We start from the raw sequence: 23,853 nt of genomic DNA on the forward strand, positions 1-23,853 counted from the left end.
CCTTGGTCCGGCAGCACCACCCAGGATGTCGCAGTCGACGGTCGCCGGCACCACGACCCTCTTCGCCGCCCTGGAGGTCGCCACAGGCAAGGTCATCGGCTCCCTGCACCGCCGCCACCGGGCGGCGGATTTCAAGCCTGGGCTGCACGAAGAGTCCGGCCGCACGACGCGCTACGCGTACGACGCCCGGGGCTACCGCCGGCGTCGGTGTACTGGTACTCCCGGACCGGAGTGGAGGTGGCGGAGCCCTCCCGGACGTAGCGCACCCGGCCGAGCGGATCGTATTCGGTGAAGGTGTCCTGTACGTCAAGCACCGCTACGAAGACGCGCATCGCCGTCGGGTGAGAGCGCTCGGCCCGGGCCCCGTGCGGTGGTCTCGCCCGGGCGGGGCCCTCGTCGTACAACTCTCCTTCCTCCCGGTGGGTCTTCCGGGTACACGATCAAGGAGGGACATGCGCACGCACAGGAAGCTGGCCGTGGCCACGGTCACGGCGCTCTCGCTCACCGGCGGGCTGACGGCCGTCACGGCCGGGACGGCGGCCGCGGCCACGCCGGCCGGGTACGCCGACGACTTCGACGGGGACGGCTACCGGGACTACGCGACCGGCGGGAACGGCAAGGTCACCGTCGTCTACGGCACGAGAACCGGGCCGGGCCCGAAGACGGTCCGGTTCACGCAGGACAGCCCGCACATCCCGGGCGAGGCCGGCGAGGCCGGGGGCTACGCCGACCGCTTCGGCGACCAGCTCGCCAACGCCGACCTCAACCGCGACGGGTACGCCGACCTGGTCGTCGGCGACCGCAGCGAGCAGGTCGGTACGACCGCCGGGGCCGGTGCGGTCACCGTCTTGTGGGGCTCCAGGGCGGGCCTGGGCGCCAAGGCCACCCGGCTGCCCGTCCCGGCCGGCGCCGGCCTCGGACTCGGCGCCGCCCTCGCCTCCGGCGACTTCGACGGCGACGGCAGGGCGGACCTGGCCGTCGCCGACGGCGGCAGCGTGTACATCTACCGGGGCGGGTTCTCCCCGTCCGGTACGACGGGCAGGGTCACGCGGAACACACCGCCCGGCACGCTGGAGCCGGCCGCCCTCGTCGCCGGAAAGGTCGACAAGGACCGGGCGACCGACCTGTTCGTCCTGGGGCAGGGCCAGGAGAGCGGCGGCAAGCCGACGCAGGTCTACTGGTACCTGCACGGCGGCAGTGCGGTCACCTCGGGCAGGTTCATCACGCACAACCAGTTCCTGCCCAGCTCCCACCCGGCCGGTGTCATCGCCGACTTCGACAGGAACGGCTACGGGGACCTGGCTTTCGGCGACATCCGCTACAACAAGGACTCGGGTAGCGTCGTCGTCATCCCCGGCAAGGCCGGCGGCTTCGGCTACGCGTACATGGTGACCCAGTCCAGCCCCGGTGTGGTGACCGCGGCGAGCAAGGGCGACGGCTTCGGCTACTCCCTCTCCGCCGGGGACACCAACCGCGACGGCTACCCGGACCTCGCGGTCGGCGTGCCCGGCGAGGACGTCGGCTCCGTGCGCGACGCGGGCGGGGTGCACATCCTGCGGGGCAGCAGGACGGGCCTCGTCGGCACCCCCGGCCGGGCCGGCGTGTCCCAGTGGTTCAGCCGGGCCGGGACCGGCGTGCCGGGCAACGCCACCCAGGACGAGCGGCTCGGCCTCTTCGTCCGCCTGCGTGACTTCGACCGGGACGGCGACGCGGACCTGCTGGTGTCGGGCGACCTGAACCGCAGGAGCGTGCTGCTGCGCGCGACCGCCTCGGGCATCACCACCAGCCGTGCCTCGGAGACCGGCCTGGACCCGGACTTCCCGCAGTAGTCACGCTGCCGGGTCTGTCGCAGAGCCCCACCGGGGTCCGCTCCGGTGGGGCTCCTCGCTTCCGCGGAGAAGGAATCCTAATGTGACGACATGTCAGACGAAGAGTCGTACGAACTGCTCGGTTTCGACAACGTGCTGCTCCCCGTCGGCGACCTGGGCGAGGCGGTCGCCTTCTACGAGCGGGCCGGGTTCGCCGTGGGATTCCGGTTCGACGAGGCCGGGATCGCCCTGCTGAAGGTCGGCGCGGAGACGCCGGGCATCCTGCTGCGCGCCGAGGAGGGGCTGCGGCACCGGCCGCCGCACTGGCCCTCGCCGCGGATCTGGCTGGAGGTGCCGGACGCGCGGGCGGCGGCGCGGAGGCTGGCGGCCCTGGGCATCGCACCCCTGGACGAGGTGTTCCAGGGGGCCACCGGCTGGACCGTGGAGCTCGCCGATCCGTGGGGGAACGTCCTCGGCCTCACGGACTACACCAAACGCCCGGCGCTGGCCCGCAGAAGCTGACCCCCACCCCGCCGTTGAACGTGTTCAAAAACAGGTCTACAGTCTTCCCTGTCAGCGTTTTTTGAACGCGTTCAAGAAGGGGTGGGGCATGGACCGCACCGTCATCGCCTACGTCATCTACCTGGTCGTCAGCATCTCGTTGACCGTCTGGGTGGCCCGCACGCTCAGCCGCAACGGCCGGATCTTCCTGGCCGACGTCCTGCGCGGCAACGAGAAGCTCGCGGACGCCGTCAACCACCTCCTGGTGGTCGGCTTCTACCTGGTCAACCTCGGCTTCGTCGCGCTGTACCTGGGGGACGACGAGACGATCGAGGACACCCGCGGCATCTTCGAGGCCCTGTCGACCAAGCTCGGCGTGGTGCTGCTGGTGCTCGGCGTGATGCACCTGGGCAATGTGTACGTGCTCAACCGGATCCGCCGGCGCGGGGTCATGGAGCGGGAGCAGCGGCCCCCGGTCGGCCCGCAGGAGTGGATCGCGCCGACGGCCGGGGCGTGACCGGCATGACCGCCGTGACCACCACGGACGGCCGGGGCGCCGCGGGTGCCCCGGTCCGCGCCCTCACCGTCCTGTACGACGCCGAGTGCGTCCTGTGCACCCATCTGCGCGGCTGGCTGGCCCGCCGGCCCCAGCTGGTGCCGCTGGAGCTGCTGCCGGCCGGCTCCGCCGCGGCCCGCGCCCGCTTCCCGGGGCTGGACCACGTGGCCACCCTGGAGGAGGTCACCGTCGTCGGTGACTCGGGGCAGGTCTACCGGGGCTCGCGCGCCTGGATCGTCATCCTGTGGGCGCTGCGCGAGCACCGCCCGCTCGCCCACAAGCTCGCCACCCCGGCGGGCGCCGGGCTCGCCCGGGGGGCCGTGCTCGCCGCCGCGAAGTGGCGGGAGGCACAGGGGCGGGGCCAGCGGCAGGACGGGCGGTGGGGCGGGCAGGTGTACCAGCGGGCCGACGGCTGGTCCTACCACCCCCGTACGGGCTGGAGCTACTCCCCGCCGTCCTGCGCCGGGGCCGCTCCCGCCAGTCGTTAGGCTCTTCTACCGTGCCCGCGAAGAACGACGGCCCCGACGCGGCCGGCCCCCACAGCAGCAAGTCCGAGCAGACCCGTGCGCTGATCCTGGAGACCGCGATGCGGTTGTTCCAGGAGCGCGGGTACGACAAGACGACCATGCGGGCCATCGCCAACGAGGCCGGGGTCTCGGTCGGCAACGCCTACTACTACTTCGAGGGCAAGGAACACCTCATCCAGGGGTTCTACGACCGGATCGCCGCCGAGCACCGGGCGGCGGTCCGGGAGGTGCTGGACCGGGAGACCGACCTGGAGGCGCGGCTCGCGGGCGTGCTGACCGCGTGGCTGGACATCGCCCGGCCGTACCACGAGTTCGCGGTCCAGTTCTTCAAGAACGCCGCCGACCCCGACAGCCCGCTCAGCCCCTTCTCGCCGGAGAGCGAGCACGCCCGCGAGCAGGCCATCAGCGTGCACCGGGAGGTGCTGGCCGGCTCGAAGTCCAAGGTGGCGCCCGAACTGCGGGAGGTGCTCCCGGAGTTGATGTGGCTCTCCCAGATGGGCCTGGTCCTGTACTGGATCTTCGACCGCACGGAGGGGCGGGAGCGCAGCTACCGGCTGGCACGGCGGGGGGCCCGCCTGACCGCCCGCGGCGTATCCCTGGCCCGCTTCCGGGTCCTGCGGCCCCTGGTCCTGGAGGTCCACGAGCTGTTCACGGACTTCCTGCCGGGCATGACGAAGGTGCTGCCGGATCCGGGGCGGGGGCGGGCCGAGTGATCACTTCCGGGTGAACGCGCGGGAACGGGACCTGGGGTTCCGGCTGCCTACGATGATGCTCTCGACACCAGCCCACAGGAGGCACGTGATGTCCGCAGCATCCGTCGAGCGGCCCCATGAGTACCGACCGCTGATCGCGGAAGCCAATCGGCTCATGGAGCGCAATCCGGGCAACCGCGTCGAGATCATCGGAGGCCAGATCCTCGTGTCCCCCCGTCCCGACGGCGCCCACGGCGTGACGCTGACCGAGCTGATGGTCCCTTTCCTGGCCGCCGGCCTCCACGGGGACGAGTCGGCGGTGGTCCAAGGCGTCGGCCTTTGGCTGCCCACCGGTGTCGAGGACTACGCGATCCCGGACCTTTCTCTGGTCGACGCCGACTTCGAGGACCACCACGTCGAGAACAACTGCTACGACCCCGTCGCCTTCCGTCTGGTGCTTGAGGTCACCTCCAGCAACTGGAAGACCGACCTGCGCGACAAGGTCAGGGCATACGCCGGTGCGAAGGTCCCGGTCTACGCGATCGTCGACCGCAAGCACCAGCGCCTCCACGTCCTGACCGATCCCGCAGGGGACGCGTACGACAGTCACCGCCCCTACCCGCCGGGCGAAACCGTCACCCTGCCCGCGGTCATCGGAGCCGAGGTCGCCCTCGACGTCACCCGGATCCTCAGGGCCGGTCAGCCGCATTCCGGTTGATCAGATCCAGGTCAGGCGCCACAGGCGGAACACGCCCGTGCCGTCCGTCAGGTACTGGCCGCCGCCCACGTCCTCGGTGCTGACCACGTACTCCTTGCGCTGCCACAGCGGGATCAGCGGGACGTCCTCCGCCACGTCCGCCTGGATGTCCTTGAAGTCCTTCGCGGCCCGGCTGCGGTCGGCGAACTGCTGGCTGTCCAGGACGAGATGGTCGACCAGCTTGTTGCTGTACCCGGTGCTCATGGTGGAGCCGGTGCCGACGAGCGCGGCGCCGAAGGTGTCCGGGTCGGGGTAGTCGGCCACCCAGCCGACCGCCCAGGCGTCCATCTTCCCGGCGGCCCAGCGCTGCTGGAAGTCGGTCCACTCGTAGCCCTTGACGTCCACCCTGAACAGGCCGCTCGCCTCCAGCTGCTTCTTCAGCTCCGCGGCCTCCTCCGCGCCCGCGCCCCGGCCGGCGCCGTAGCCCAGGGTGAAACGCACCGGCAGGCTCACCCCGGCCTCGGTGAGCAGCTCGCGGGCCTTGCGGGCGCTCCGGGCCGGGTAGTTGTCGAAGAACGACGTGGTGTGGCCGGTGATGCCGGTCGGGATCAGCGAGTACAGCGGGTCGACCGTGCCCTGGTAGACCGTCGCGGCCAGCTGCTCGCGGTCGACCAGCCAGGCCATCGCCCGGCGCACCCGCGGGTCGTGCAGCGGGGAGCCGGAGCGGGTGTTCAGGTACAGGTTGCGGGTCTCGGCGCTGTCGGACTCGGTGACCCGCTGATCGGGGTCGCTCGGGTTCAGCGCGGAGAGCACCCGCGGCGGCAGGGTCCGGGTGGCTACGTCGATCCGCCGGTCCTTCCAGGCCTGGTCGAGCTTGGCCGAGTCGGCGTAGTAGCGCAGCTCGATCGGGCGGCCGGTGCCGCTCAGGTACCCCTCGTAGTGCCCGTTCGGCGCGAGGACGGCCTTCTCGCCCTTGGTGTACGCCGTGAGGGTGTACGGCCCGGTGCCGTCGACGGCGGCGTCCGTGCGCAGGGCACCGGCCGGGTACTTCTCCCGGTCCACGATCGACCCGGCGCCGGTGGCGGCCTTCAGCGGGAAGGTGGCGTCGGCGGACGAGAGGTGGAAGGTGACGGTGTGCGCGTCGTCGGCGGTCACCGAGGCGAGCGTGGCGAACAGGGACGCCGGCCCGACAGCGGAGTTGATCTTCTTGACCCGGTCGAAGGAGTACTTGACGTCCTCGGCCGTCATGGTGCGCCCGCTCGGGAAGGTGATCCCGGTGCGCAGGGTGCACCGGTACGTCTTCAGGCCGCTGCCCTCGAACCCGCAGCTCCTCGCCGCGTCCGGGACCGGCTCGACGCCGCCCGGCTCGAAGGTCAGCAGCGTCTGGAACACGTTGCTGAACAGCGCCCAGGATCCGGCGTCGTAGGCGCCGGCCGGGTCGAGTGCGGTGACCGCGTCCGTCGTGCCGACGGTGATGGTCCGGTCCTTGTTCCCCTGCGACGACAGCAGTTGCCGGCCGCCGATCCCCACGACGGCGAGCACGAGCAGCGTCACGAGAATCCGCATGCGAAGAGATCGCACGGTGGTGCCCTCCCCAGCCACTTCCCCTTGAGTGACGCGGCTCACCTAATCACACGGGTTTCACCGTGGGGAAGGGCTTTCTGACGAGTGGTGGGGGAACGTTGGGTGCGGTTCCGGTCACGCGCGGGTGGCGGCCAGCTCGATCACCGTGACGTCCGACGGCGCACCCACGCGCGTGGGCGGGCCCCAGGCTCCCGCGCCCCGGCTGACGTACAGCTGGGTGTCGCCGTAGCGGTCGAGCCCGGCGACGGTCGGGTTGGCCGCGGCGGCGAGCAGGTTGCCGGGCCACAGCTGGCCGCCGTGGGTGTGCCCGGAGAGCTGGAGGTCGACGCCGTACCGGACGGCCTCGTGGATCTGCACCGGCTGGTGGGCGAGCAGCACGCACGCGCGTGCCCGGTCCCGGTCGCCGAGCGCCCTGCCGAAGTCCGGGCCCTGCCCCTCGCTCTCGCCCTGTACGTCGTTCACCCCGGCCAGGTCGAAGAAGGGCAGCTCGGTACGGGCGTTCTGCAACGGGTGCAGGCCGAGGTGCCGGACCTCCTCGACCCACTGTTCGGCGCCGGAGAAGTACTCGTGGTTGCCGGTGACGAAGTAGGCGCCGTGCCGGGCGTGGAGCTGGGCGAGGGGGGCCGCGGCGGGGCCGAGGTCCTTGACGCTGCCGTCGACCAGGTCGCCGACGACCGCGATCAGGTCGGGCCGGGTGGCGTTGACCGTGTCGACGACGCGCTGTGCGAAGCCGCGGCCGAGGACCGGGCCGAGGTGGATGTCGCTGACCACGGCGATGCGGAAGCCGTGGGCTGCGCGGGGGAGTTTGGCCAGGGGTACGGTGACGCGTTTGACGCGGGGGCCGCGGAGGACTCCGTAGGTGCCGTGGCCGACGGTTGCCACGGCGGCGCTTGCCGCTGCGCCGGCCAGGAGGCGGGATACGACCAGGCGCCGAGTGGGCTCTTGGGCGGCCGGTGCCGCGCTGGGCGTACCAGGGGGCTCCGCCCCCTGGACCCCCGGCCTGTGCCCACCCGCCACCCGACTCGGTCGGCCGAGAGGTGACCCCACGGGGCTGCGGCTCGGTCGGTCGAGAGACGAGCCCACGGGGCTATCGCTCGGGTGGTCGAGAGGTGAGCCCGAGGGGTTTGCGTCGGGGCGGCTTCGGTGGTGGAGCGCTCGGCGTAGCAGCGGGCGGATCACCTCACCCGCCAATACCCCGAGCAGCAGGTACAGCGCCAGCGCCATCCACAGGAAGCCCGGCCAGGACAAGGTGCGCTGGAGCAGGAAAGGGGCGCCCGTGCGTTCCGACACCAGGGCCGCGATCATCAGGAGCGGGCCGGTGACGAAGAGTGCGGTGCCGGCGCGGCGGGCCGGGCCCGGGCCGCGGGTGGTGTCGCGGACCAGGCGCCGCCACACGTACCAGTGCAGGCCCGCCACGGCGGCCAGGACGGCCAGGGCGACGAGCACGACGACGATGACCACCCCGACCGGTCCCCCGCTATGAGTTCCGGCGCAGTGCGCGCAGCCCGCGCAACCCGATGACCCCGATGACCGTCCCCAATACGAAGGACACGACCGCCAGCAGCAGATGCACCCAGAAGTACGCGGTCGGGTGGCCGTCGTCGAAGGCGAGTCCGCTGCTGTCCTTGATCAGGTTCTTGACGAAAGTGACCCAGATGACCCAGGACCACACCCCGAAGGCGAGCAGGAACCAGGAGACCGGGCGGCTGAGCTTCATGAGTCCAGTATCGCCGTCCGGTGTCCGGCTCCGTGTCGGGGGTGGGGCGGGAGGCGGGACTTCGCGGTCGGGTGCGGGTACGTTGCCGACCGTGCCCGCACCGAAGACGACCGGCCGGCGATCCCTGCTGGTCACCTCCGCCACCCTGCTGTCGCTGTCCGTCACCGCGCCCGCCGCGCTCGCCGCGCCGACCCCTTCCCCGAGCCCGACGGCCACTCCCCCGGCTCGGATGTCCACGCTGGGCGGTGCCCGGCTCGGGCAGCCGGGCACCCAGGTCAACCTCGCCCCCGGCGTCCCCGTGCTGCCCAAGGACCTCACCGCCCGGTCCTGGATCGTGTCCGACGCCGAGTCGGGCGAGGTCCTCGCCGCGCACAACGCGCACTGGCGGCTGCCCCCGGCGAGCACGCTGAAGATGCTGTTCGCGGACACCGTGCTGCCCCGGTTCCCGAAGGGCACCGTGCACAAGGTCGCGCCGTCGGACCTCAAGGGCGTGGGCGTCGGTTCCAGCGTGGTCGGGATAAAGGAGGGCAGCACCTACTCCGTGCACGACCTGTGGCTCGGGGTGTTCCTGCGCTCGGGCAACGACGCCGTGCACGTGCTGTCCGCGATGAACGGCGGTGTCGGGCAGACCGTCAAGGACATGCAGGACCACGCCGAGGAACTGCAGGCCCTGGACACCCACGTGGTCTCCCCCGACGGCTACGACGCTCCGGAACAGGTGTCGTCGGCGTACGACCTGACGCTGTTCGCCCGCTCCGGGCTGCAGAAGAAGGACTTCCGCGACTACTGCTCGACGGTGAGCGCGAAGTTCGGCTCCGCCGAGATCCGCAACACCAACCGGCTGCTGAGCGGCGACAGCGACGTCCCCGTCTACCCGGGCATCGCGGGCGTGAAGAACGGCAACACCACGCACGCCGGCGCCACCTTCACCGGGGTCGCCGAACGGGGCGGCAAGGTGCTGCTGGTCACGGTGATGAACCCGGAGAAGCACGAGCACAACGAGGTCTACAAGGAGACCGCGAAGCTGTTCGACTGGGGTTTCCAGGCGGTCGGCAAGGTGGAGCCGGTGGGCGAGCTGGTGCCGCCGAAGAGCGCCGCCACCGCGCAGCCGGACCCGAGCGCGTCCGCCGGGCCGGACGCGGCGCAGGCGGCGGGCAAGGCGGCGGGACAGGGTTCCGGGACCGGCGGGGCGGGTGCGAAGCCGGCGGTGAGCGCCACCGCCGCGTCCGGCGCCGGCGGGGCCGGGATCGCCCTGGCCGTCGCGGGCGGGCTGCTGGTGCTGCTCGGGGGCGCGGCGTTCCTGGTCAACCGCCGGTGGCCGCTGCCGGACCTGATGCGCCGTCGGGCGCGGCCGTGAGTTCGGCCTCCTTGCTGCGGGTCGCCGTCCAGGAGGCGCAGAACAGGACCAGTTTGGCGGTGAAGTTGATCCACAGCAGCAGTGCCACGGGGACGCCGAACGCGCCGTACATGCTCTTCGCGGCGACGCCCTGGATGTAGCCGCTGAGCAGCAGTTTGAGCAGTTCGAAGCCGACCGCGCCGAGCAGCGCGGCGACCAGCAGGCGGCGGCGCGGCGGCTCGACCCCGGGCAGCAGGGTCAGCACGTAGAGCAGGACGAGGAAGTCGGCGAGCACGGCGACGGCGAACGCGGCGATCTGCAGCAGGACGCTGCCCCAGCCGTGCTCGTCCAGGCCGATCTGCCGGGAGACCAGGCCGACGGCGGCCGAGGCGAGGGTGGACGCGGCGAGGGTGACCAGCAGGGCGCCGCCGAAGCCGAGCAGGATGCCGGCGTCCTTGGCCTTGGTGACGACCGGGTTCTCCTCGCGGTCCGGCAGCTCCCACACCACGCGCAGGCAGTCCCGTACCTGGCCGACCCAGCCGATGCCCGTGAACAGCAGGACCGCGCCCGCGATGACACCGACCGTGCCGGCGTTCTGCACCAGGGAGGTGAGGTCCAGCTGGTCGGACAGGCCCGGGAACTGGTCGGCGATCCGGTGTTCCACGGTCTTCTGGCGGGCCGGGCTGAGCGTGGCGGCGGTGATCGCGGCGGCCACGGTCAGCAGCGGGAACAGTGCCACGAAGCTGACGAACGTCATGGCGGCGGCCAGCCGGGTCCACTTCACCCGGTCCAGCCGCTCGTAGGACCGCCACGCGTGGGTGGCGGTCAGCCGGGTGACGATCGGCCCGATGCCGGGCAGCTTCTTCAGCCAGTCCATGATCCGACTGTGCCCGGTCCACGGGAACGTCAACACCGCGTTTCTGCGCCCGAACGGGCATATGGGGGCGATACGGTCAACTGTCATGAAGGATGCCACCGAACTGCCCCGGTCCCTGCTCGTCCTCGGCGGCACGTCCGAGATCGCGCTGGCCACCGCGCGCCGGCTGATCGCCCGCCGCACCCGCACGGTGTGGCTCGCCGGCCGCCCCTCCCTCGCGCTGGAGAACGCCGCCGGGAGCCTGCGGGCGCTCGGCGCGGACGTGCACACCGTCGCCTTCGACGCGCTCGACCCCGAGTCCCACCAGACCGTCCTCGGCAAGGTCTTCGCCGAGGGGCCCGTCGACCTGGTGCTGCTCGCCTTCGGCATCCTCGGCGACCAGGCGCACGACGAACGCGACCCGGCCCGGGCCGTGCAGGTCGCCCGGACCAACTACACCGGGGCCGTCTCGGCGGGCCTGGTCGCCGGCGGCGCCCTCCAGGCCCAGGGCCACGGCTCCCTCGTCGTGCTGTCCGCCGCCGCGGCCGAACGCGCCCGCCGCGCCGACTTCATCTACGGCTCCAGCAAGGCCGGCCTCGACGCCTTCGCCCAGGGTCTCGGCGACGCCCTGCACGGCACCGGCGCGCACGTCATGGTCGTACGCCCCGGCTTCGTCCGGACGCGGCGGACGGCGGGCCGGCCGCGGACCCCGTTCGCCACCACCCCGGAGGCGGTGGCCACGGCCATCGAACTCGGCCTGCGCCGCGGCTCGGAGACGGTGTGGGTGCCGGGCGCGCTCCGGTTCGTGATGTCGGCGCTGCGCCACACCCCGCGGTCACTGTTCCGCAGACTGGGGGTCTAGTGCCCCGGAAGGGGGCGCTTCACTGGGCGACCCGCGGGGCGCACACGTCCGCGTGGCCCGGCTGGGGCGGTACGACGGATCCGCCGAAGGTGTACTCGCGCAGCTTGCGCCAGACGCCGTCGGCGCCCTGCTCGTACAGCGCGAAGCCGGTGCACGGCCATTCGGCCTCGAAGTCCGCCAGTTCCTCGAACGCGCGGTCCATCGCCGCGTCGTCGATGCCGTGCGCGACGGTGACGTGCGGGTGGTACGGGAACTGCAGTTCGCGCGCCACCGGCCCGGAGGCGTCCCGGACCCGCTGCTGCAGCCAGGTGCAGGCCTCGGCGCCCTGGACGACCCGGACGTAGACCACCGGCGACAGGGGCCGGAAGGTGCCGGTGCCGGACAGCCGCATCGGGAACGGCCGGCCGGCCGTGGCGACCCGGGCGAGGTGCGCGTCGACCGCCGGCAGGTCGGCCTGGTCGACCTCGGTCGGCGGCAACAGCGTGACGTGGGTGGGGATGCCGTGAGCCGCGGCGTCGCCGAAGCCCGCGCGCCGCTCCTGGAGCAGGCTGCCGTGAGGCTCCGGGACCGCGATCGAGACGCCGATCGTTACGGTCCCCACGTCGTCTCCTGTCGTCGTGTCTGTTTTCTGCTCAGCCGTCGGCTATGACTGTACGGCCATGAGTGTTCTGTGGGCAGGCGCAGCGGAAGTGATGTGCAGCGCTCCCCCAGGCGGGCCCGTGCGGTCGTACGCCTCAGTGCTTGGCCGGGAGGAAGCCCACGCGGTCGTACGCCTGCGCGAGGGTCTCGGCGGCGACGGCGCGCGCCTTCTCGGCGCCCTTGGCGAGGATCGAGTCGAGCGTCTCGGCGTCGTCCAGGTACTGCCGGGTGCGCTCGCGGAACGGCGTCACGAACTCGACCATGACCTCGGCGAGGTCGGTCTTGAGCGCGCCGTACATCTTGCCCTCGTAGTCCTGCTCCAGCTCGGCGACCGACCGGCCGGTGAGCGTGGAGTAGATGGTGAGGAGGTTGGAGACGCCCGGCTTGTTCTCGACGTCGTAGCGGATCACCGTGTCCGTGTCGGTGACCGCGCTCCTGACCTTCTTGGCCGTGGCCTTCGGCTCGTCGAGCAGGTTGATGAGGCCCTTCGGCGTGGACGCCGACTTGCTCATCTTGACCGTCGGGTCCTGCAGGTCGTAGATCTTCGCCGTCTCCTTGAGGATGTACGGCTTCGGGATCGTGAAGGTCTCGCCGAAGCGGCCGTTGAAGCGCTCGGCGAGGTCGCGGGTCAGCTCGATGTGCTGGCGCTGGTCCTCGCCGACCGGCACCTCGTTGGCCTGGTACAGCAGGATGTCGGCGACCTGGAGGACCGGGTACGTGAACAGGCCGACGGAGGCCCGGTCGGCGCCCTGCTTGGCGGACTTGTCCTTGAACTGGGTCATGCGGCTGGCCTCGCCGAAGCCGGTGAGGCAGTTCATGACCCAGGCCAGCTGGGCGTGCTCGGGGACGTGGCTCTGCACGAAGAGGGTGCAGCGGTCCGGGTCCAGGCCGGCGGCCAGCAGCTGCGCGGCGGCGAGCCGGGTGTTGGCCCGCAGCTCCTTCGGGTCCTGCGGGACCGTGATCGCGTGCAGGTCGACGACCATGTAGAAGGCGTCGTGGGACTCCTGCAGGGCCACCCACTGGCGGACGGCGCCGAGGTAGTTGCCGAGGTGGAACGAGCCGGCGGTGGGCTGGATGCCGGAGAGCACGCGGGGTCGGTCATTCGCCATGCTCTCTATTCTCTCAGAGAGCCCGGGGGGTTCGGTGCGTGGGGAACCGCGGACCGTGGGGTTGGCCGCGCAGTTCCCCGCGCCCCTCCGGGAGCGCTTCAGCCCAGGTCGACCTGCGGGTACAGCGGGAAGCCCGCCACCAGGTCCGTCGCTCGCCGGGAGATCTCCTCGGCGACCTTCTCGTCCAGGACGTGGGCCGCCTTGGACGGGGCGCCCGACTTGGTGGTGCCCGGCTCGGTGGTGGTGAGGACGCGGTCGATCAGGGCGGCCACCTCGTCCATCTCCGCCGTGCCGAGGCCGCGGGTGGTGAGCGCGGGGGTGCCGACACGGATGCCGGAGGTGTACCAGGCGCCGTTCGGGTCGGCCGGGATGGCGTTGCGGTTGGTGACGATGCCCGACTCCAGCAGGGCCGCCTCGGCCTGGCGGCCGGTGAGGCCGTAGGAGGTGGCGACGTCGATCAGGCTGAGGTGGTTGTCCGTGCCGCCGGTGACCAGGGTCGCGCCACGGCGGATCAGGCCCTCGGCGAGGGCGCGGGAGTTGTCGACGATGCGCTGGGCGTAGTCCTGGAAGGCGGGCTGCCGGGCCTCGGCCAGGGCGACGGCCTTGGCGGCCATGACGTGCGGGAGCGGACCGCCGAGGACCATCGGGCAGCCGCGGTCGACCTGGTCCTTGAGGGAGTCGTCGCACAGGACCATGCCGCCGCGCGGGCCGCGCAGGGACTTGTGGGTGGTCGTGGTGACGATCTGGGCGTGCGGGACCGGGTCGAAGTCGCCGGTGAGGACCTTGCCCGCGACCAGGCCGGCGAAGTGCGCCATGTCGACCATGAGGGTGGCACCGACCTCGTCGGCGATCTCGCGCATGATCCGGAAGTTCACCAGACGGGGGTACGCGGAGTAACCGGCGACGATGATCAGCGGCTTGAACTCGCGGGCCTGGGCGCGCAGGGCGTCGTAGTCGACGAGGCCGGTGGCCGGGTCGGTGCCGTAGGAGCGCTGGTCGAACATCTTGCCGGAGATGTTCGGGCGGAAGCCGTGGGTGAGGTGGCCGCCGGCGTCCAGGGACATGCCGAGCATGCGCTGGTTGCCGAAGGCCTGGCGCAGCTCGGCCCAGTCGGCGTCGCTGAGGTCGTTGATCTGACGGACGCCGGCCTTCTCCAGGAACGGCACCTCGACGCGGTCGGCGAGGACGGCCCAGAAGGCGACGAGGTTGGCGTCGATGCCGGAGTGCGGCTGGACGTAGGCGTGGCGGGCGCCGAAGAGTTCGCGGGCGTGCTCGGCGGCGAGGGCCTCGACGGTGTCGACGTTGCGGCAGCCGGCGTAGAAGCGGCGGCCGATGGTCCCTTCGGCGTACTTGTCGCTGAACCAGTTCCCCATGGCGAGCAGGGTCGCCGGGGAGGCGTAGTTCTCGGACGCGATCAGCTTGAGCATCCCGCGCTGGTCGGTGACCTCCTGGCCGATGGCGTCGGCGACGCGCGGCTCGACTGCGCGGATGACGTCGAGGGCGGCGCGGAAGGCCGTGGTCTCGGTGGAGAGGGAGGCGGAATTCTCGGGCATCAGGGACCTCCGGACGGTGTGCGTACAGCGTTCACGTTCGGCCCAGGCGCACGGCACTCTTCCCGCTCGGGCCGCTCCCTGATGGTCCGTCCCATCCCAGCGCGCCAGTCACGGCCCGTTCGTCAGACTACCGGGCGCGCCGCGCGGCGCAGGTCCCGCGTCCACCATGCGAGCGAGGATATGAAGGGGGTCGCCGTCGTTTTCCGGACGTACTCGGGAGAGGCCGTGACCGCTGCAGAAGACCTGATCGCCGCCGCCGACGCACACTGCGCGCCCACCTACCGCCCGCTGCCCGTGGTGATCGCCACCGGTGAGGGGGCGTGGCTGACGGATGTGGCGGGGCGGCGGTACCTGGATCTGCTGGCCGGTTACTCGGCGCTGAACTTCGGGCACGGCAACCGGCGGCTGGCCGAGGCTGCCCGGCGGCAGCTGGACCGGGTGACGCTGACCTCCCGTGCCTTCTACCACGACCGGTTCGCGGCGTTCTGCACCGAGCTGGCCCGGCTGTGCGGGATGGAGATGGTGCTGCCCATGAACACGGGCACGGAGGCGGTGGAGAGCGCGATCAAGACGGCCCGGAAGTGGGGGTACCGGGTGAAGGGGGTGCCCGCGGAGATGGCGAAGGTCGTCGTGGCGGGCGGCAACTTCCACGGCCGTACGACGACGGTGATCAGCTTCTCCACGGATCCGGAGGCGCGGGCGGACTACGGGCCGTACACGCCGGGGTTCGAGATCGTGCCGTACGGCGATCTGACCGCGATGCGGGCGGCGCTCACCGAGAACACCGTGGCCGTGCTGCTGGAGCCGATCCAGGGCGAGTCCGGGGTGATCGTGCCGCCGGCCGGTTATCTGGCGGGGGTGCGGGAGCTGACGCGCGAGCGGAACGTGCTGTTCGTCGCCGACGAGATCCAATCGGGTCTGGGCCGGACCGGGCGGACCTTCGCGTGCGAGCACGAGGGGGTCGTACCGGACGTGTACGTGCTGGGCAAGGCGCTGGGCGGCGGGATCCTGCCGGTGTCGGCGGTGGTGTCGAGCGCGGCGGTGCTCGGGGTGTTCCGGCCGGGTGAGCACGGGTCGACGTTCGGCGGGAATCCGCTGGCCTGCGCGGTGGCGCTGGAGGTGATCGCGATGCTGCGGACCGGGGAGTACCAGGAGCGGGCGGCCCGGCTGGGCGAGCGGCTGCACCGGGTGCTGGGCGAGCTGCGGGGCACGGGCCGGGTGACGGCGGTGCGCGGGCGCGGGCTGTGGGCCGGGGTGGACGTCTCGCCGGCGCTCGGCACCGGGCGGCAGATCTCGGAGCGGCTGCTGGCCCGTGGGGTCCTGGTCAAGGACACCCACGGGTCGACCGTCCGGATCGCGCCGCCGCTGGTGATCGGCGAGGAGGACCTGGACTGGGGGCTGGAGCAGCTGCGGGCGGTGCTGGCGGGTGCCTAGCGGGTGTCAGTGCAGCGGGATGCCGGTGCCGTGCTCGTCGGCCGGCCGGGGCCCGAGGATGCGCCGTTCGGCCTCGTCGATGGGCACGTCGTGGATGCCGGCCTCGCGGCGGCGCATCAGGCCGCGCTCGTCGAACTCCCACAGTTCGTTGCCGTAGGAGCGCCACCACTGGCCGTCGGCGTCACGGCACTCGTACTGGAAGCGGACGGCGATGCGGTTGCCGTGGAAGCTCCACAGGCTCTTGCGCAGGGCGTAGTCCCGTTCGCGCTGCCACTTCTCGGTCAGGAAGGCGACGATCTCGTCCCGGCCGGCGAGGAACCGGTCCCGGTTCCGCCAGACGGAGTCCGGGGTGTAGGCGAGGGCGACCCGGTGGGGGTCGCGGGTGTTCCAGGCGTCCTCGGCGGCCTGCACCTTCCGGCGGGCGGTCTCCAGGGTGAAGGGCGGGTACGGCGGGCGGTCTTCGGGCACGGCGGCCTCCTCCGGTCGAGAACGAGCGTTCTCCACTCGTTGCGCCTAAAGTAGAGAACGGCCGTTCTCGACGTCAAGGAGCCCGGATGCCCGCCCCGATCACCGAGGAACAGACCCGCCTGGACCGCGAGGCGCTCCTGGACGCGGCGGAGGCGCTCTTCTACGCCCACGGCATCCAGGCGGTGGGGATGGACCGGGTCCGCGAGGCGTCCGGCCTGCCGCTGAAGCGGATCTACCGGCTCTTCGCGACCAAGGAGGACCTCGTGGTCGCCATGCTCCGGCGCCGCGACCGGCGCTGGCGCGCGAGCCTGGCCGCCCACGTGGAGAGCGTCCCGGACCCCCGCGCCCGGGTGCTCGCGGTCTTCGACTGGCTCGCCGGCTGGTTCGCCGAGCCCGGCTTCCGCGGCTGCGCCTGGATCAACGCCCACGGCGAACTCGGCTCCTCCTCCGAGCCCGTCCTGGCCGAGGTCCGCGCCCACAAACAGGCCTTCCACGACCAGCTCGCCGCCTGGGTGCACGCCACCGGCACACCGCTGGCCGAGCCGGTCTTCCTGCTCGCCGAGGGAGCCGTCGTCACCGCGGGCATCACCGGCGATCCGGCCCCGGCGCGGCATGCGCGGGCCACGGTGGAGAGGCTGCTCGGGGGCTGGGGAGTCCCGTCCGGATCAGCCCGGGTCCGCCCTGATCCGGACGAAACCCGCTAGAGGATCACATGGGGCAGGAAGCGGGCGTACTCGTCGGTGATCAGGCCGGTGGACTCGCGGATGCCGAGGCCCGCAGGTTCGTCCCGGACCACCCAGGCGCCCAGCACCACGTGGTTGCCGTCGAAGGTGGGCAGGGGGGCCAACTGCTGGTAGCAGCAGGGCTCGTCGCGCAGGACGGCCGGCGTGCCCGGGGGGTGGACGGTGACGCCCTCGCCCTCCCGGCCGAGGAGGGGCTTGGCGACGTAGCCGGTGGTGTCGGGCAGGTCGCGGGGGCCGTCCAGGTAGGCGGGGAGGAGGTTCGGGTGGCCGGGGTACAGCTCCCAGAGGATCGGCAGCAGGGCCTTGTTGCTCAGCAGCATCTTCCAGGCCGGTTCGATCCACAGGGTGCTGCCGGTGCCGCCGCCGTTGTCCAGGGTCTCCAGGACGTGCCCGCCGAAGGCGTCGGTGGTGAGCCACTCCCACGGGTAGAGCTTGAAGATGCTGCGGATGAAGCGGAGCCGGTTGTCGACGAAGCGGCCGGAGAGGCTGTCCCAGCCGATCTCCTCCATGGCCAGCCAGTCGGTGGTGAGGCCGGCCTGCTCGGCGGTCTCCTTGAGGTAGGCGACCGTCATCAGGTCCTCGCCGAGTTCGTCGGCCGAGGAGTGCGCGAAGTGCAGCGGGCTGCCGGGCGGCAGCAGGGCCGACTGGGAGCGCCAGGCGTCCACCAGGCGTTCGTGCAGGGAGTTCCACTGGTCGGCGCCGGGGAAGCGGTCCTCCATCCAGAACCACTGCGGGGAGGCGGCCTCGACCAGGGAGGTCGGGGTGTCCGCGTTGTACTCCAGCAGCTTCGCCGGTCCGGTGCCGTCGTAGCGGAGGTCGAAACGGCCGTAGACGGACGGGAGTTCCGCACGGCGGTGCCAGGCCTCGGTGACCGCGGCGGCCACCCGCGGGTCGGTGATGCCGAGATCGGCGAGGCGGTCCTCGGCCACGATGTGCCCGGCCGCCGCGAGGCACATGCGGTGGAGTTCCTCGACGGTCTCCTCCAGCGCCTCGACCTCCTCCAGGGAGAAGACGTAGCAGGCGCTCTCGTCCCAGTACGGGCGCAGCGAGCCGTCTGGGTGGCGGGTGAGCGGGTAGACCAGGCCCTGGGCCTCGACGGTCTGCTGCCAGCCGGGGCGGGGGGTGAGGGTACGGCGTTCCATGCGCGTGTTCCGGTCAGCCGCCGGAGCTGCCCTTGCCGCCGCCGAAGCCCCCGCGGTGGACTCCGCCGCCCCCGCTGTGGTGGTCGTCGTCATCGTCGTACGAGCCGCTGCCGGAGCCCCCGCCGGGCTTGGTGAAGGAACCGCCGTCGACCCAGCCGCCCTTCTCCTTGCCCTCGTAGTACCAGGCGGCGTCGGCCGGCTTCTTGAGCTTCTTCTTGCCGGTCTTGCCCGTCGTCCCGCCGGGCGTGCCCGTCGTCTTGCAGTTCTTGTCGGAGACGACCTTGTACCCCTTGGCGAGGTTGTAGCTGTCGCGGTCGACGCAGCGCTTGTCCGGTTCGGACGAGCAGGCGGTGAGCGCGGCGGCCAACAGGCCCACGCCGCCCAGGACGACCGTGCCGGAACGGAGTGGCCGGTGTGTGCGCTCCATGGTGGTGTCTCCCCCGTCGGATGTCGTGTTCGGCGGCCAGCCTAGAGATCGGTGTGAGGACCCGCACGAGGGGGTCCGCCATCTCCCGTTCGCCTAGAGTCGCTTCGTGTTGTTCGGAATGGTGTGCGCCCTTGGCGCGGCGGTCTGCTTCGGAACCGCGACGGTGTTGCAGGCGGTGGCCGCGCGGGCGGCGAGCGCGGGGGAGAGCGGCGGCGGGGACGCGGCGCTGCTGCTGCGGGCGTTGCGGCAGTGGCGGTACCTCGCCGGGCTGGCGCTGGACGGGCTCGGTTTCCTGCTGCAGATCGCGGCCCTGCGGTCGGTGCCGATCTACGCGGTGGGCGCGGCCCTGGCGGCGAGCCTCGCGGTGACCGCCGTGGTGGCGGCGCGGCTGCTGGGGGTCCGGCTGAACGGCCTGGAGTGGGGCGCCGTCGGGGTGGTGTGCGCCGGGCTGGCCCTGCTGGGGCTGGCCTCGGGCACCGAGGGCGACCGGACCGGCCCGGACTGGCTGCGGTACGCGTTGGCAGCGGCCGCGGTGGCCGTGCTGCTGCTCGGCGGGATCGGGGGGCGCCTGTCCGGCCGGACCCGGGCGCTGCTGCTGGGGCTCGGCGCCGGGTGCGGGTTCGGGGTCGTGGAGGTGGCGGTACGGCTGATCGACTCGCTGCGGCCGGGCGATCTGCTGGTCAATCCGGCGGCGTACGCGCTGCTGCTCGGCGGCGGCGCCGCGTTCGTCCTGCTCACCTCGGCCCTTCAGCGGGGCTCGGTGACGACCGCGACGGCGGGCATAGTGATCGGGGAGACGATCGGTCCGGCCGCGGTGGGGGTGGTCTGGCTCGGTGACCGGACGCGGGAGGGAATGGCCGGGGTGGCGGCGCTGGGCTTCGCGGTGGCGGTGGCGGGGGCGTTGCTGCTGGCACGGTTCGGGGAGGCGCCGGCGGAGGAGGGGGCGGCCGAGCGCGCTTGAGTGCAGCGTCCAGCCCAATCAGGTTCTTTCGCGCGGTGGTGCAAAACAGTCACAGGCCTTATGCCCAGATGTGGTAAGTGCGCTAGGACTTGACCGTTTCACCACCGGAACCCCTGATCGGACGTTTAGCGCAGGGCCGCCAGGGGATGATGTCGCCGCGACCAGTAACCGATCCCCAGATCGAGACGTTTCCTGCATGGGTGAGCGACCATATTCGTGTCACGCAACGCCCTGAAAGACACGATCACCGTCTCTAGGAGCCAGAATGACGCGCTGGGGCATCGTCGGTACGGGAAAAATCGCAGTTGCGTTCGCCGAAGCGCTGCGGGTAACCGAAGGCTCGCGACTGGTGGCCGTCGGCACGCGTGACATCAGGAACGCGGCACGACTCACGCGTTCGGCGCCCGAGGTCCGGGTGCACTGCGGTTACCAGGCACTGATGCGGGATCCCGAGGTCGATGCCGTGTATGTCGCCACCCCGCACACGGAACACCGATCGGCGTCTCTCCTCGCGCTTGAGCACGGAAAGCCCGTACTGTGCGAAAAGCCGTTCGCGATCAATCATTCCGAGGCAGCGGACATGGTGAGGGCGGCACGCGAGCGAGGCGTCTTCCTGATGGAAGCCATGTGGACGAGATTCACTCCTGCGATGAGGGAAGTCATGCGCATGGTCGCCGACGGCACGATCGGCGAGCCGCGTGCCCTCGTGGCCGAACTGGGTTGGTACAGCGATCCGGATCCGACGCATCGCCTGCGGAACCTGGAGCTCGGCGGCGGCGCCCTGATGGATATCGGCATCTACCCGGTGTCCCTGGCCCACCAGCTCTTCGGGCCTCCCGTCGGCATTGCGGCGACCAGTACGCGCGCATCGACGGGCGCGGACGAACAGACCGGGGCCGTCCTCACGCACGAAGGCGGTCAGCTGACCAGCCTGATGTGCAGCATCCAGGTCGACTCTCCCGCGCATGCCGTGATCCTGGGCACCGGCGGACGCATCGAAATGGACCGCTGGTACAACCCCACCGCCTTCGACCTGCTGTTGAGCGACGGGAGCAGGGTTCACCACCCGTTCCCGCACCGCGGCAACGGAATGGAGCACGAGGCGGAGGAGGTCAGCCGATGCCTTGCGGCCGGCCGGCTGGAGAGTCCGCTCATGCCGCTGGACGAGACCTTGGCAATCATGGAAACGATGGATGCGATCCGGTCCAAGATCGACTTGCGTTTCCCGGCCGACGCGATTTTCGCCGGCTGATTTCGTCGGCCGAGGCGCTTCACAGGACCTCGTGCAAGGCCACCTCGTAATCGTAGTTGTACGGGTCGTGATCGACGAAAGACACCCGCAGCAAGGCGACCGAGTCCTCGGGATCGTCAGGCAGGTGCCGGTAGTTCATCAGGTCCGACAGGTACTGGGAGATGGCGTGCGTCCCGATGGCGTAGATTCCGGCGAACAAGTAGATGTGCTTGCTCGGATTCCAGGGGTTGCGGTACCGGGCGATGACACAGTAGTCCGACATCTCGGCATTCCCGGACGGTTGCGACGGATCGTCCGCGATGTATTCCCTGGCCGTTTTCAGGTCCTGGATGTAGCGCTTCCCGTCCGTATGGCAGAAGCGAACACAGATGTTCCCGGGCCCCAGCTCTTCGAAGACCCGACGAGTGAATTTGTTGCCGAAGGGTGAGCAGATCAGGACGACGTTGTCCCCCATGTACGTGTCCGCCTCCTCCAAGGCCACCTGATCGGCCACCCAGCGGGTCGACACCCCCATGCGCTCCAGCGCACGTTCGACTTGCTGGGCGACACGGACGTCACAGTCCGGGTAGAAGACGAACTGCTCACCGGCGTTCAGCGTCGAGCTGATGACCAGCGGAACCCGGTCTCCGTTCCGCAGCCCTTTGAAGAACCTCTCGATGTGAACCAGATCGCTCGTGGCGTTGGCAAGGTCCGACAGGAACGATTTGAGCTGCTCGCTGGGGTTCGCCCCGGGCCAGCCCGACAGGTCGATCGTCTTGATGCCCCGGCGTGCGAGATCGTCGATCTCCATCGCCGAGGCGTGCGGCACGCACAGGTAGTGCGTCTGCGCCATGTTCCCCATGTTGTACAGGACGTTGTCGTAGATGTTGTTGAAGTCGGGATCGCTGAGGCTGTACCCCACGAACAGGAACATGTGGTGGATCAGGTCGCTCTGGAGCGTGTTGATCGTCACGCTGTTCGCGTTGACGAACCTCGCGTAGTCGTCCCTCGTGATGATCAGTGTCTGCGGCTGGGAGAGCGTTCCATGGATCTTCCTGACCACGTGTCCGTGGATGTCGGAAGAAGCCCGTGCCGCCTCCTCGCTCGCGACGACGCTGAACCGCTGCCTCTGGTCCCGGAGAGCGTCCTCCAGCAGCTCGTCGTAGTTGGTGGTGTAGAAGGTGGTGCAGGGCAGTCGGGCCAGGAGGCGGTGCACCTCCGACCCCACGTTCCGCCGGTCGCCCAGCAGCTCCTGCACTGCGGAGAGCAACGACCGGCGATTGAACCGGTTCTCGTAGTACTGCGGGATCTTGTTCAGTTCGGCCGTGGGGAAGCCCCCGCCGGGGCCCGGGACGATGTCCAGTTCCGTGGCGAGCCGGGTGACGAACTGCTGCCAGGTCGGCAGGCCCGCGTCGACCGAGGCGCCGGCACCCACGAAGACTGCGCCGCGTCCGCCGCGGAACGCCGATACCAGGTCGCTGGGCAGGTGCACGGGTACCTCCGAGGTGATGTCACGCGGTCGCGTTGCAGGCGGTCACAGACTCGAGGACGTGGCCCTGGCCTGTCCGACGGCCAGTGCCATGGTGGTCAGCGAGGGATTCGCCGCACCGGATCGGGGGAAGGCGGCCGGGCCCGCCACGCGGACGGCCGGCAGGCACCGCAGGGCTCCGTAGTCATCGGCGATCGAGGACCCGAGCGGCAGCGTGCCGGACTCGTGGTCCACGCTGCCGAGGGGGTAGACGTAGGGGAAGAAGGCGATGCCGTCGGCGTCGTCCCGATGAGCGCGGGCCCGCATGCGGGCCGGGAGATACTCCGGTGAGCCCGCGGCGAAGTGCCACTCGCCGGCGAGCACCGCCTTCCCCGCCAACCGATCGGCCAGCTCCCTGAGTTGCCGCGTCTGATGCCTGATCACGCGGTGATCGCGCTCGCTGAACCGAACGTCCACGACTGCCGGGGAACCGGGGTCCTTGGGCACTCGTACCGCCGAGTCGCCGCCCACCTGCTCGCCCATGGTCCACGCGGTGAGCAGCACCCGATCGGGATCGGAGGTGTCCGTGACGTCCAGGAAGAGGTTCGATTCCGTGGGATCGGTCCTGGGGACGTAGCAGAGCGCCTCACCGGGCAGGCGCGGCAGACCCAGCACGCGGCGCGGCAGAGAGACGGTGAACCCCTGCACGATGTGGTCGTTCAGGCCTTCCAGACGGCACTCGTCCGTCCCCGCCACCCGCATCATCAAGCGTCCCGCCAGTACGGTGGTCGGCAGCGTGCCCGCCGCGAGGCACACGCGTTGCGCGACGAGGACCCGGCGGCTCCCGCCGAAGTCCAGTGTCAGGGCCACCTGACCGGAGGCCGTCGGGGTCATCTCCAGGACCTCGCACCGCGCGTGCACGGGAGGCAGTCCCGCCGGGTCTTGCCTGAGCCAGTGCTCGACCGGGGAGTACGGGACACGGATGCCGGTGACGCGGTCGAACCGGGCCGCCTGGGGCACCGTCCGTGCGAAGTAGCCCTGGGAGAGCAGCCATTTGAGCACAGCGGCCTCCAGGGGCCCCCGGGAGGAGTCCAGCGGCTCGCCGAGCCAGTCCTCCAGTCGTCGCGCCATGTCGGCGTACAACCCGCTGCCGCTGACGGAGCCCAGGGCCTCGACGACCGACGGGGGCCATGCCCCGGCGCGCAGCACGTCGTTCTCGATCGGAATGCACACACCGTGCCAGTAGAGCGAGCGGCCGCCGACCCGGCGCCGGATACCGGAGGCCCGGTGGAAGTGGGGTGGCCGGTTGCTGGACCAGGACCGGGCGAAGTACGGATCCGCAGCGGCCGTGTGCCACAGGCGCAGGCCGATGTCCCCGGGAAGGCTGTTCTTGTGACGGAGATCGCCGGCCGGTCCCGCTTCGAGAACCACACAGGAACGAACACCCGACAGAGCGAGTTCCCGCGCCACGGTCAGCCCGGCGATGCCGGATCCGACGACGGCCACCTGGCAGCTCTCCGGTAAGTGCATCATCGCATCGCC

24 protein-coding genes and 1 riboswitch are annotated in these 23,853 nt (G+C 71.1%); of the genes, 12 read left to right on the forward strand and 12 right to left on the reverse strand.

Annotation, left to right across the window (positions count from 1 at the left end):
• Positions 1 to 452: 452 nt before the first annotated feature.
• The 6 genes from ACIP4Y_RS15960 to ACIP4Y_RS15985 all read left to right on the forward strand — a co-directional run bounded on the left by ACIP4Y_RS15960 (position 453) and on the right by ACIP4Y_RS15985 (position 4,802).
• Positions 453 to 1,829 (forward strand): FG-GAP and VCBS repeat-containing protein, encoded by a 1,377-nt coding sequence (locus ACIP4Y_RS15960; RefSeq protein WP_401393177.1) that lies wholly within the window; start codon positions 453 to 455, stop codon positions 1,827 to 1,829.
• Between the two features lie 90 nt (positions 1,830 to 1,919).
• Entirely contained in the window at positions 1,920 to 2,330 is a 411-nt protein-coding gene (locus tag ACIP4Y_RS15965; protein ID WP_358642063.1) for a VOC family protein, read from the forward strand.
• An 88-nt stretch (positions 2,331 to 2,418) separates the two neighbouring features.
• Positions 2,419 to 2,826 carry a hypothetical protein gene (locus ACIP4Y_RS15970; protein ID WP_358642061.1) on the forward strand — a complete coding sequence of 136 codons (408 nt, stop codon included), beginning with the start codon at positions 2,419 to 2,421 and terminating at the stop codon, positions 2,824 to 2,826.
• Positions 2,827 to 2,831: 5 nt separating this feature from the next.
• Positions 2,832 to 3,353, forward strand: a complete 522-nt coding sequence (locus ACIP4Y_RS15975) for a thiol-disulfide oxidoreductase DCC family protein (protein ID WP_401393940.1) — start codon at positions 2,832 to 2,834, stop codon at positions 3,351 to 3,353.
• A gap of 11 nt (positions 3,354 to 3,364) precedes the next feature.
• The gene (locus ACIP4Y_RS15980; protein ID WP_401393182.1) at positions 3,365 to 4,105 is read left to right on the forward strand and encodes a TetR/AcrR family transcriptional regulator; all 741 of its coding nucleotides are present in this window, start codon (positions 3,365 to 3,367) and stop codon (positions 4,103 to 4,105) included.
• 88 nt (positions 4,106 to 4,193) lie between these two features.
• Positions 4,194 to 4,802, forward strand: coding sequence for a Uma2 family endonuclease (locus ACIP4Y_RS15985; RefSeq protein WP_401393185.1), 609 nt, complete (start codon positions 4,194 to 4,196; stop codon positions 4,800 to 4,802).
• Here ACIP4Y_RS15985 and ACIP4Y_RS15990 read toward each other — a convergent pair whose 3' ends face one another.
• The 3 genes from ACIP4Y_RS15990 to ACIP4Y_RS16000 all read right to left on the reverse strand — a co-directional run bounded on the left by ACIP4Y_RS15990 (position 4,803) and on the right by ACIP4Y_RS16000 (position 8,082).
• Positions 4,803 to 6,347, reverse strand: a complete 1,545-nt coding sequence (locus ACIP4Y_RS15990) for an ABC transporter substrate-binding protein (protein WP_401393188.1) — start codon at positions 6,345 to 6,347, stop codon at positions 4,803 to 4,805.
• 132 nt (positions 6,348 to 6,479) lie between these two features.
• The gene (locus tag ACIP4Y_RS15995) at positions 6,480 to 7,826 is read right to left on the reverse strand and encodes a metallophosphoesterase (protein ID WP_401393191.1); all 1,347 of its coding nucleotides are present in this window, start codon (positions 7,824 to 7,826) and stop codon (positions 6,480 to 6,482) included.
• A gap of 16 nt (positions 7,827 to 7,842) precedes the next feature.
• Positions 7,843 to 8,082, reverse strand: coding sequence for an SCO4848 family membrane protein (locus ACIP4Y_RS16000; RefSeq protein WP_100827849.1), 240 nt, complete (start codon positions 8,080 to 8,082; stop codon positions 7,843 to 7,845).
• 91 nt (positions 8,083 to 8,173) lie between these two features.
• On the opposite strand from ACIP4Y_RS16000, the gene ACIP4Y_RS16005 reads away from it, so the two are divergent.
• A complete protein-coding gene (locus ACIP4Y_RS16005; protein WP_401393195.1) occupies positions 8,174 to 9,439 on the forward strand; it encodes a D-alanyl-D-alanine carboxypeptidase family protein in 1,266 nt (421 codons plus the stop codon).
• Here the strand turns inward: ACIP4Y_RS16005 and ACIP4Y_RS16010 are convergent.
• Positions 9,387 to 10,295: a YihY/virulence factor BrkB family protein gene (locus tag ACIP4Y_RS16010; protein WP_358642048.1), complete on the reverse strand. Its 909-nt coding sequence runs from the start codon at positions 10,293 to 10,295 to the stop codon at positions 9,387 to 9,389. The genes ACIP4Y_RS16005 and ACIP4Y_RS16010 overlap by 53 nt on opposite strands.
• An 85-nt stretch (positions 10,296 to 10,380) precedes the next feature.
• On the opposite strand from ACIP4Y_RS16010, the gene ACIP4Y_RS16015 reads away from it, so the two are divergent.
• Complete coding sequence (locus ACIP4Y_RS16015) at positions 10,381 to 11,136, forward strand: decaprenylphospho-beta-D-erythro-pentofuranosid-2-ulose 2-reductase (protein WP_401393199.1); 756 nt, start codon at positions 10,381 to 10,383, stop codon at positions 11,134 to 11,136.
• A gap of 19 nt (positions 11,137 to 11,155) precedes the next feature.
• On the opposite strand, the gene ACIP4Y_RS16020 is transcribed toward ACIP4Y_RS16015, so the two are convergent.
• From ACIP4Y_RS16020 to ACIP4Y_RS16030, 3 genes are all read right to left on the reverse strand, one after another.
• A complete protein-coding gene (locus ACIP4Y_RS16020; protein ID WP_358642044.1) occupies positions 11,156 to 11,737 on the reverse strand; it encodes a 2'-5' RNA ligase family protein in 582 nt (193 codons plus the stop codon).
• A 133-nt stretch (positions 11,738 to 11,870) separates the two neighbouring features.
• The gene (gene trpS / locus ACIP4Y_RS16025; RefSeq protein WP_401393202.1) at positions 11,871 to 12,884 is read right to left on the reverse strand and encodes a tryptophan--tRNA ligase; all 1,014 of its coding nucleotides are present in this window, start codon (positions 12,882 to 12,884) and stop codon (positions 11,871 to 11,873) included.
• A 98-nt stretch (positions 12,885 to 12,982) separates the two neighbouring features.
• On the reverse strand, positions 12,983 to 14,437 hold the full coding sequence (locus ACIP4Y_RS16030; protein ID WP_358642040.1) for a glycine hydroxymethyltransferase: 1,455 nt from the start codon (positions 14,435 to 14,437) through the stop codon (positions 12,983 to 12,985).
• A 33-nt stretch (positions 14,438 to 14,470) separates the two neighbouring features.
• Positions 14,471 to 14,559, reverse strand: a riboswitch (ZMP/ZTP riboswitch).
• Between the two features lie 58 nt (positions 14,560 to 14,617).
• Between ACIP4Y_RS16030 and rocD the strand changes: the two genes are divergently transcribed.
• Positions 14,618 to 15,871 carry an ornithine--oxo-acid transaminase gene (gene rocD, locus ACIP4Y_RS16035; RefSeq protein ID WP_401393206.1) on the forward strand — a complete coding sequence of 418 codons (1,254 nt, stop codon included), beginning with the start codon at positions 14,618 to 14,620 and terminating at the stop codon, positions 15,869 to 15,871.
• Positions 15,872 to 15,877: 6 nt separating this feature from the next.
• On the opposite strand, the gene ACIP4Y_RS16040 is transcribed toward rocD, so the two are convergent.
• Positions 15,878 to 16,339 (reverse strand): nuclear transport factor 2 family protein, encoded by a 462-nt coding sequence (locus ACIP4Y_RS16040; protein ID WP_401393209.1) that lies wholly within the window; start codon positions 16,337 to 16,339, stop codon positions 15,878 to 15,880.
• Positions 16,340 to 16,425: 86 nt separating this feature from the next.
• Between ACIP4Y_RS16040 and ACIP4Y_RS16045 the strand changes: the two genes are divergently transcribed.
• Positions 16,426 to 17,043, forward strand: a complete 618-nt coding sequence (locus ACIP4Y_RS16045; protein ID WP_401393212.1) for a TetR/AcrR family transcriptional regulator — start codon at positions 16,426 to 16,428, stop codon at positions 17,041 to 17,043.
• Here the strand turns inward: ACIP4Y_RS16045 and ACIP4Y_RS16050 are convergent.
• Together ACIP4Y_RS16050 and ACIP4Y_RS16055 are read right to left on the reverse strand one after the other, a co-directional pair.
• Complete coding sequence (locus ACIP4Y_RS16050; RefSeq protein ID WP_401393215.1) at positions 17,040 to 18,224, reverse strand: glutathionylspermidine synthase family protein; 1,185 nt, start codon at positions 18,222 to 18,224, stop codon at positions 17,040 to 17,042. The two genes, ACIP4Y_RS16045 and ACIP4Y_RS16050, sit on opposite strands and share 4 nt — an antisense overlap.
• A gap of 13 nt (positions 18,225 to 18,237) precedes the next feature.
• Complete coding sequence (locus ACIP4Y_RS16055) at positions 18,238 to 18,651, reverse strand: hypothetical protein (protein WP_401393218.1); 414 nt, start codon at positions 18,649 to 18,651, stop codon at positions 18,238 to 18,240.
• Positions 18,652 to 18,769: 118 nt separating this feature from the next.
• Between ACIP4Y_RS16055 and ACIP4Y_RS16060 the strand changes: the two genes are divergently transcribed.
• Both ACIP4Y_RS16060 and ACIP4Y_RS16065 read left to right on the forward strand, forming a co-directional pair.
• On the forward strand, positions 18,770 to 19,612 hold the full coding sequence (locus tag ACIP4Y_RS16060) for a hypothetical protein (RefSeq protein ID WP_401393943.1): 843 nt from the start codon (positions 18,770 to 18,772) through the stop codon (positions 19,610 to 19,612).
• Between the two features lie 265 nt (positions 19,613 to 19,877).
• Positions 19,878 to 20,864, forward strand: coding sequence for a Gfo/Idh/MocA family oxidoreductase (locus ACIP4Y_RS16065; RefSeq protein ID WP_358642029.1), 987 nt, complete (start codon positions 19,878 to 19,880; stop codon positions 20,862 to 20,864).
• Between the two features lie 19 nt (positions 20,865 to 20,883).
• Here the strand turns inward: ACIP4Y_RS16065 and ACIP4Y_RS16070 are convergent, their stop codons facing one another.
• Together ACIP4Y_RS16070 and ACIP4Y_RS16075 are read right to left on the reverse strand one after the other, a co-directional pair.
• On the reverse strand, positions 20,884 to 22,335 hold the full coding sequence (locus ACIP4Y_RS16070; RefSeq protein ID WP_401393221.1) for an SIR2 family protein: 1,452 nt from the start codon (positions 22,333 to 22,335) through the stop codon (positions 20,884 to 20,886).
• 42 nt (positions 22,336 to 22,377) lie between these two features.
• A complete protein-coding gene (locus ACIP4Y_RS16075) occupies positions 22,378 to 23,844 on the reverse strand; it encodes a GMC oxidoreductase (protein WP_401393224.1) in 1,467 nt (488 codons plus the stop codon).
• Positions 23,845 to 23,853: the final 9 nt, after the last annotated feature.

The sequence above is a fragment of the Streptomyces sp. NPDC088810 genome, assembly GCF_044750305.1.
Taxonomy (GTDB): domain Bacteria; phylum Actinomycetota; class Actinomycetes; order Streptomycetales; family Streptomycetaceae; genus Streptomyces.

Coding starts and splice junctions, on each gene's coding strand:
- ACIP4Y_RS15960 (WP_401393177.1), top strand. CDS start 453: ATGCGCACGCACAGGAAGCTGGCCGTGGCCACGGTCACGGCGCTCTCG.
- ACIP4Y_RS15965 (WP_358642063.1), top strand. CDS start 1,920: ATGTCAGACGAAGAGTCGTACGAACTGCTCGGTTTCGACAACGTGCTG.
- ACIP4Y_RS15970 (WP_358642061.1), top strand. CDS start 2,419: ATGGACCGCACCGTCATCGCCTACGTCATCTACCTGGTCGTCAGCATC.
- ACIP4Y_RS15975 (WP_401393940.1), top strand. CDS start 2,832: ATGACCGCCGTGACCACCACGGACGGCCGGGGCGCCGCGGGTGCCCCG.
- ACIP4Y_RS15985 (WP_401393185.1), top strand. CDS start 4,194: ATGTCCGCAGCATCCGTCGAGCGGCCCCATGAGTACCGACCGCTGATC.
- ACIP4Y_RS15990 (WP_401393188.1), bottom strand. CDS start 6,347: ATGCGGATTCTCGTGACGCTGCTCGTGCTCGCCGTCGTGGGGATCGGC.
- ACIP4Y_RS16000 (WP_100827849.1), bottom strand. CDS start 8,082: ATGAAGCTCAGCCGCCCGGTCTCCTGGTTCCTGCTCGCCTTCGGGGTG.
- ACIP4Y_RS16010 (WP_358642048.1), bottom strand. CDS start 10,295: ATGGACTGGCTGAAGAAGCTGCCCGGCATCGGGCCGATCGTCACCCGG.
- ACIP4Y_RS16015 (WP_401393199.1), top strand. CDS start 10,381: ATGAAGGATGCCACCGAACTGCCCCGGTCCCTGCTCGTCCTCGGCGGC.
- trpS (WP_401393202.1), bottom strand. CDS start 12,884: ATGGCGAATGACCGACCCCGCGTGCTCTCCGGCATCCAGCCCACCGCC.
- ACIP4Y_RS16030 (WP_358642040.1), bottom strand. CDS start 14,437: ATGCCCGAGAATTCCGCCTCCCTCTCCACCGAGACCACGGCCTTCCGC.
- rocD (WP_401393206.1), top strand. CDS start 14,618: ATGAAGGGGGTCGCCGTCGTTTTCCGGACGTACTCGGGAGAGGCCGTG.
- ACIP4Y_RS16045 (WP_401393212.1), top strand. CDS start 16,426: ATGCCCGCCCCGATCACCGAGGAACAGACCCGCCTGGACCGCGAGGCG.
- ACIP4Y_RS16050 (WP_401393215.1), bottom strand. CDS start 18,224: ATGGAACGCCGTACCCTCACCCCCCGCCCCGGCTGGCAGCAGACCGTC.
- ACIP4Y_RS16055 (WP_401393218.1), bottom strand. CDS start 18,651: ATGGAGCGCACACACCGGCCACTCCGTTCCGGCACGGTCGTCCTGGGC.
- ACIP4Y_RS16060 (WP_401393943.1), top strand. CDS start 18,770: ATGGTGTGCGCCCTTGGCGCGGCGGTCTGCTTCGGAACCGCGACGGTG.
- ACIP4Y_RS16065 (WP_358642029.1), top strand. CDS start 19,878: ATGACGCGCTGGGGCATCGTCGGTACGGGAAAAATCGCAGTTGCGTTC.
- ACIP4Y_RS16075 (WP_401393224.1), bottom strand. CDS start 23,844: ATGATGCACTTACCGGAGAGCTGCCAGGTGGCCGTCGTCGGATCCGGC.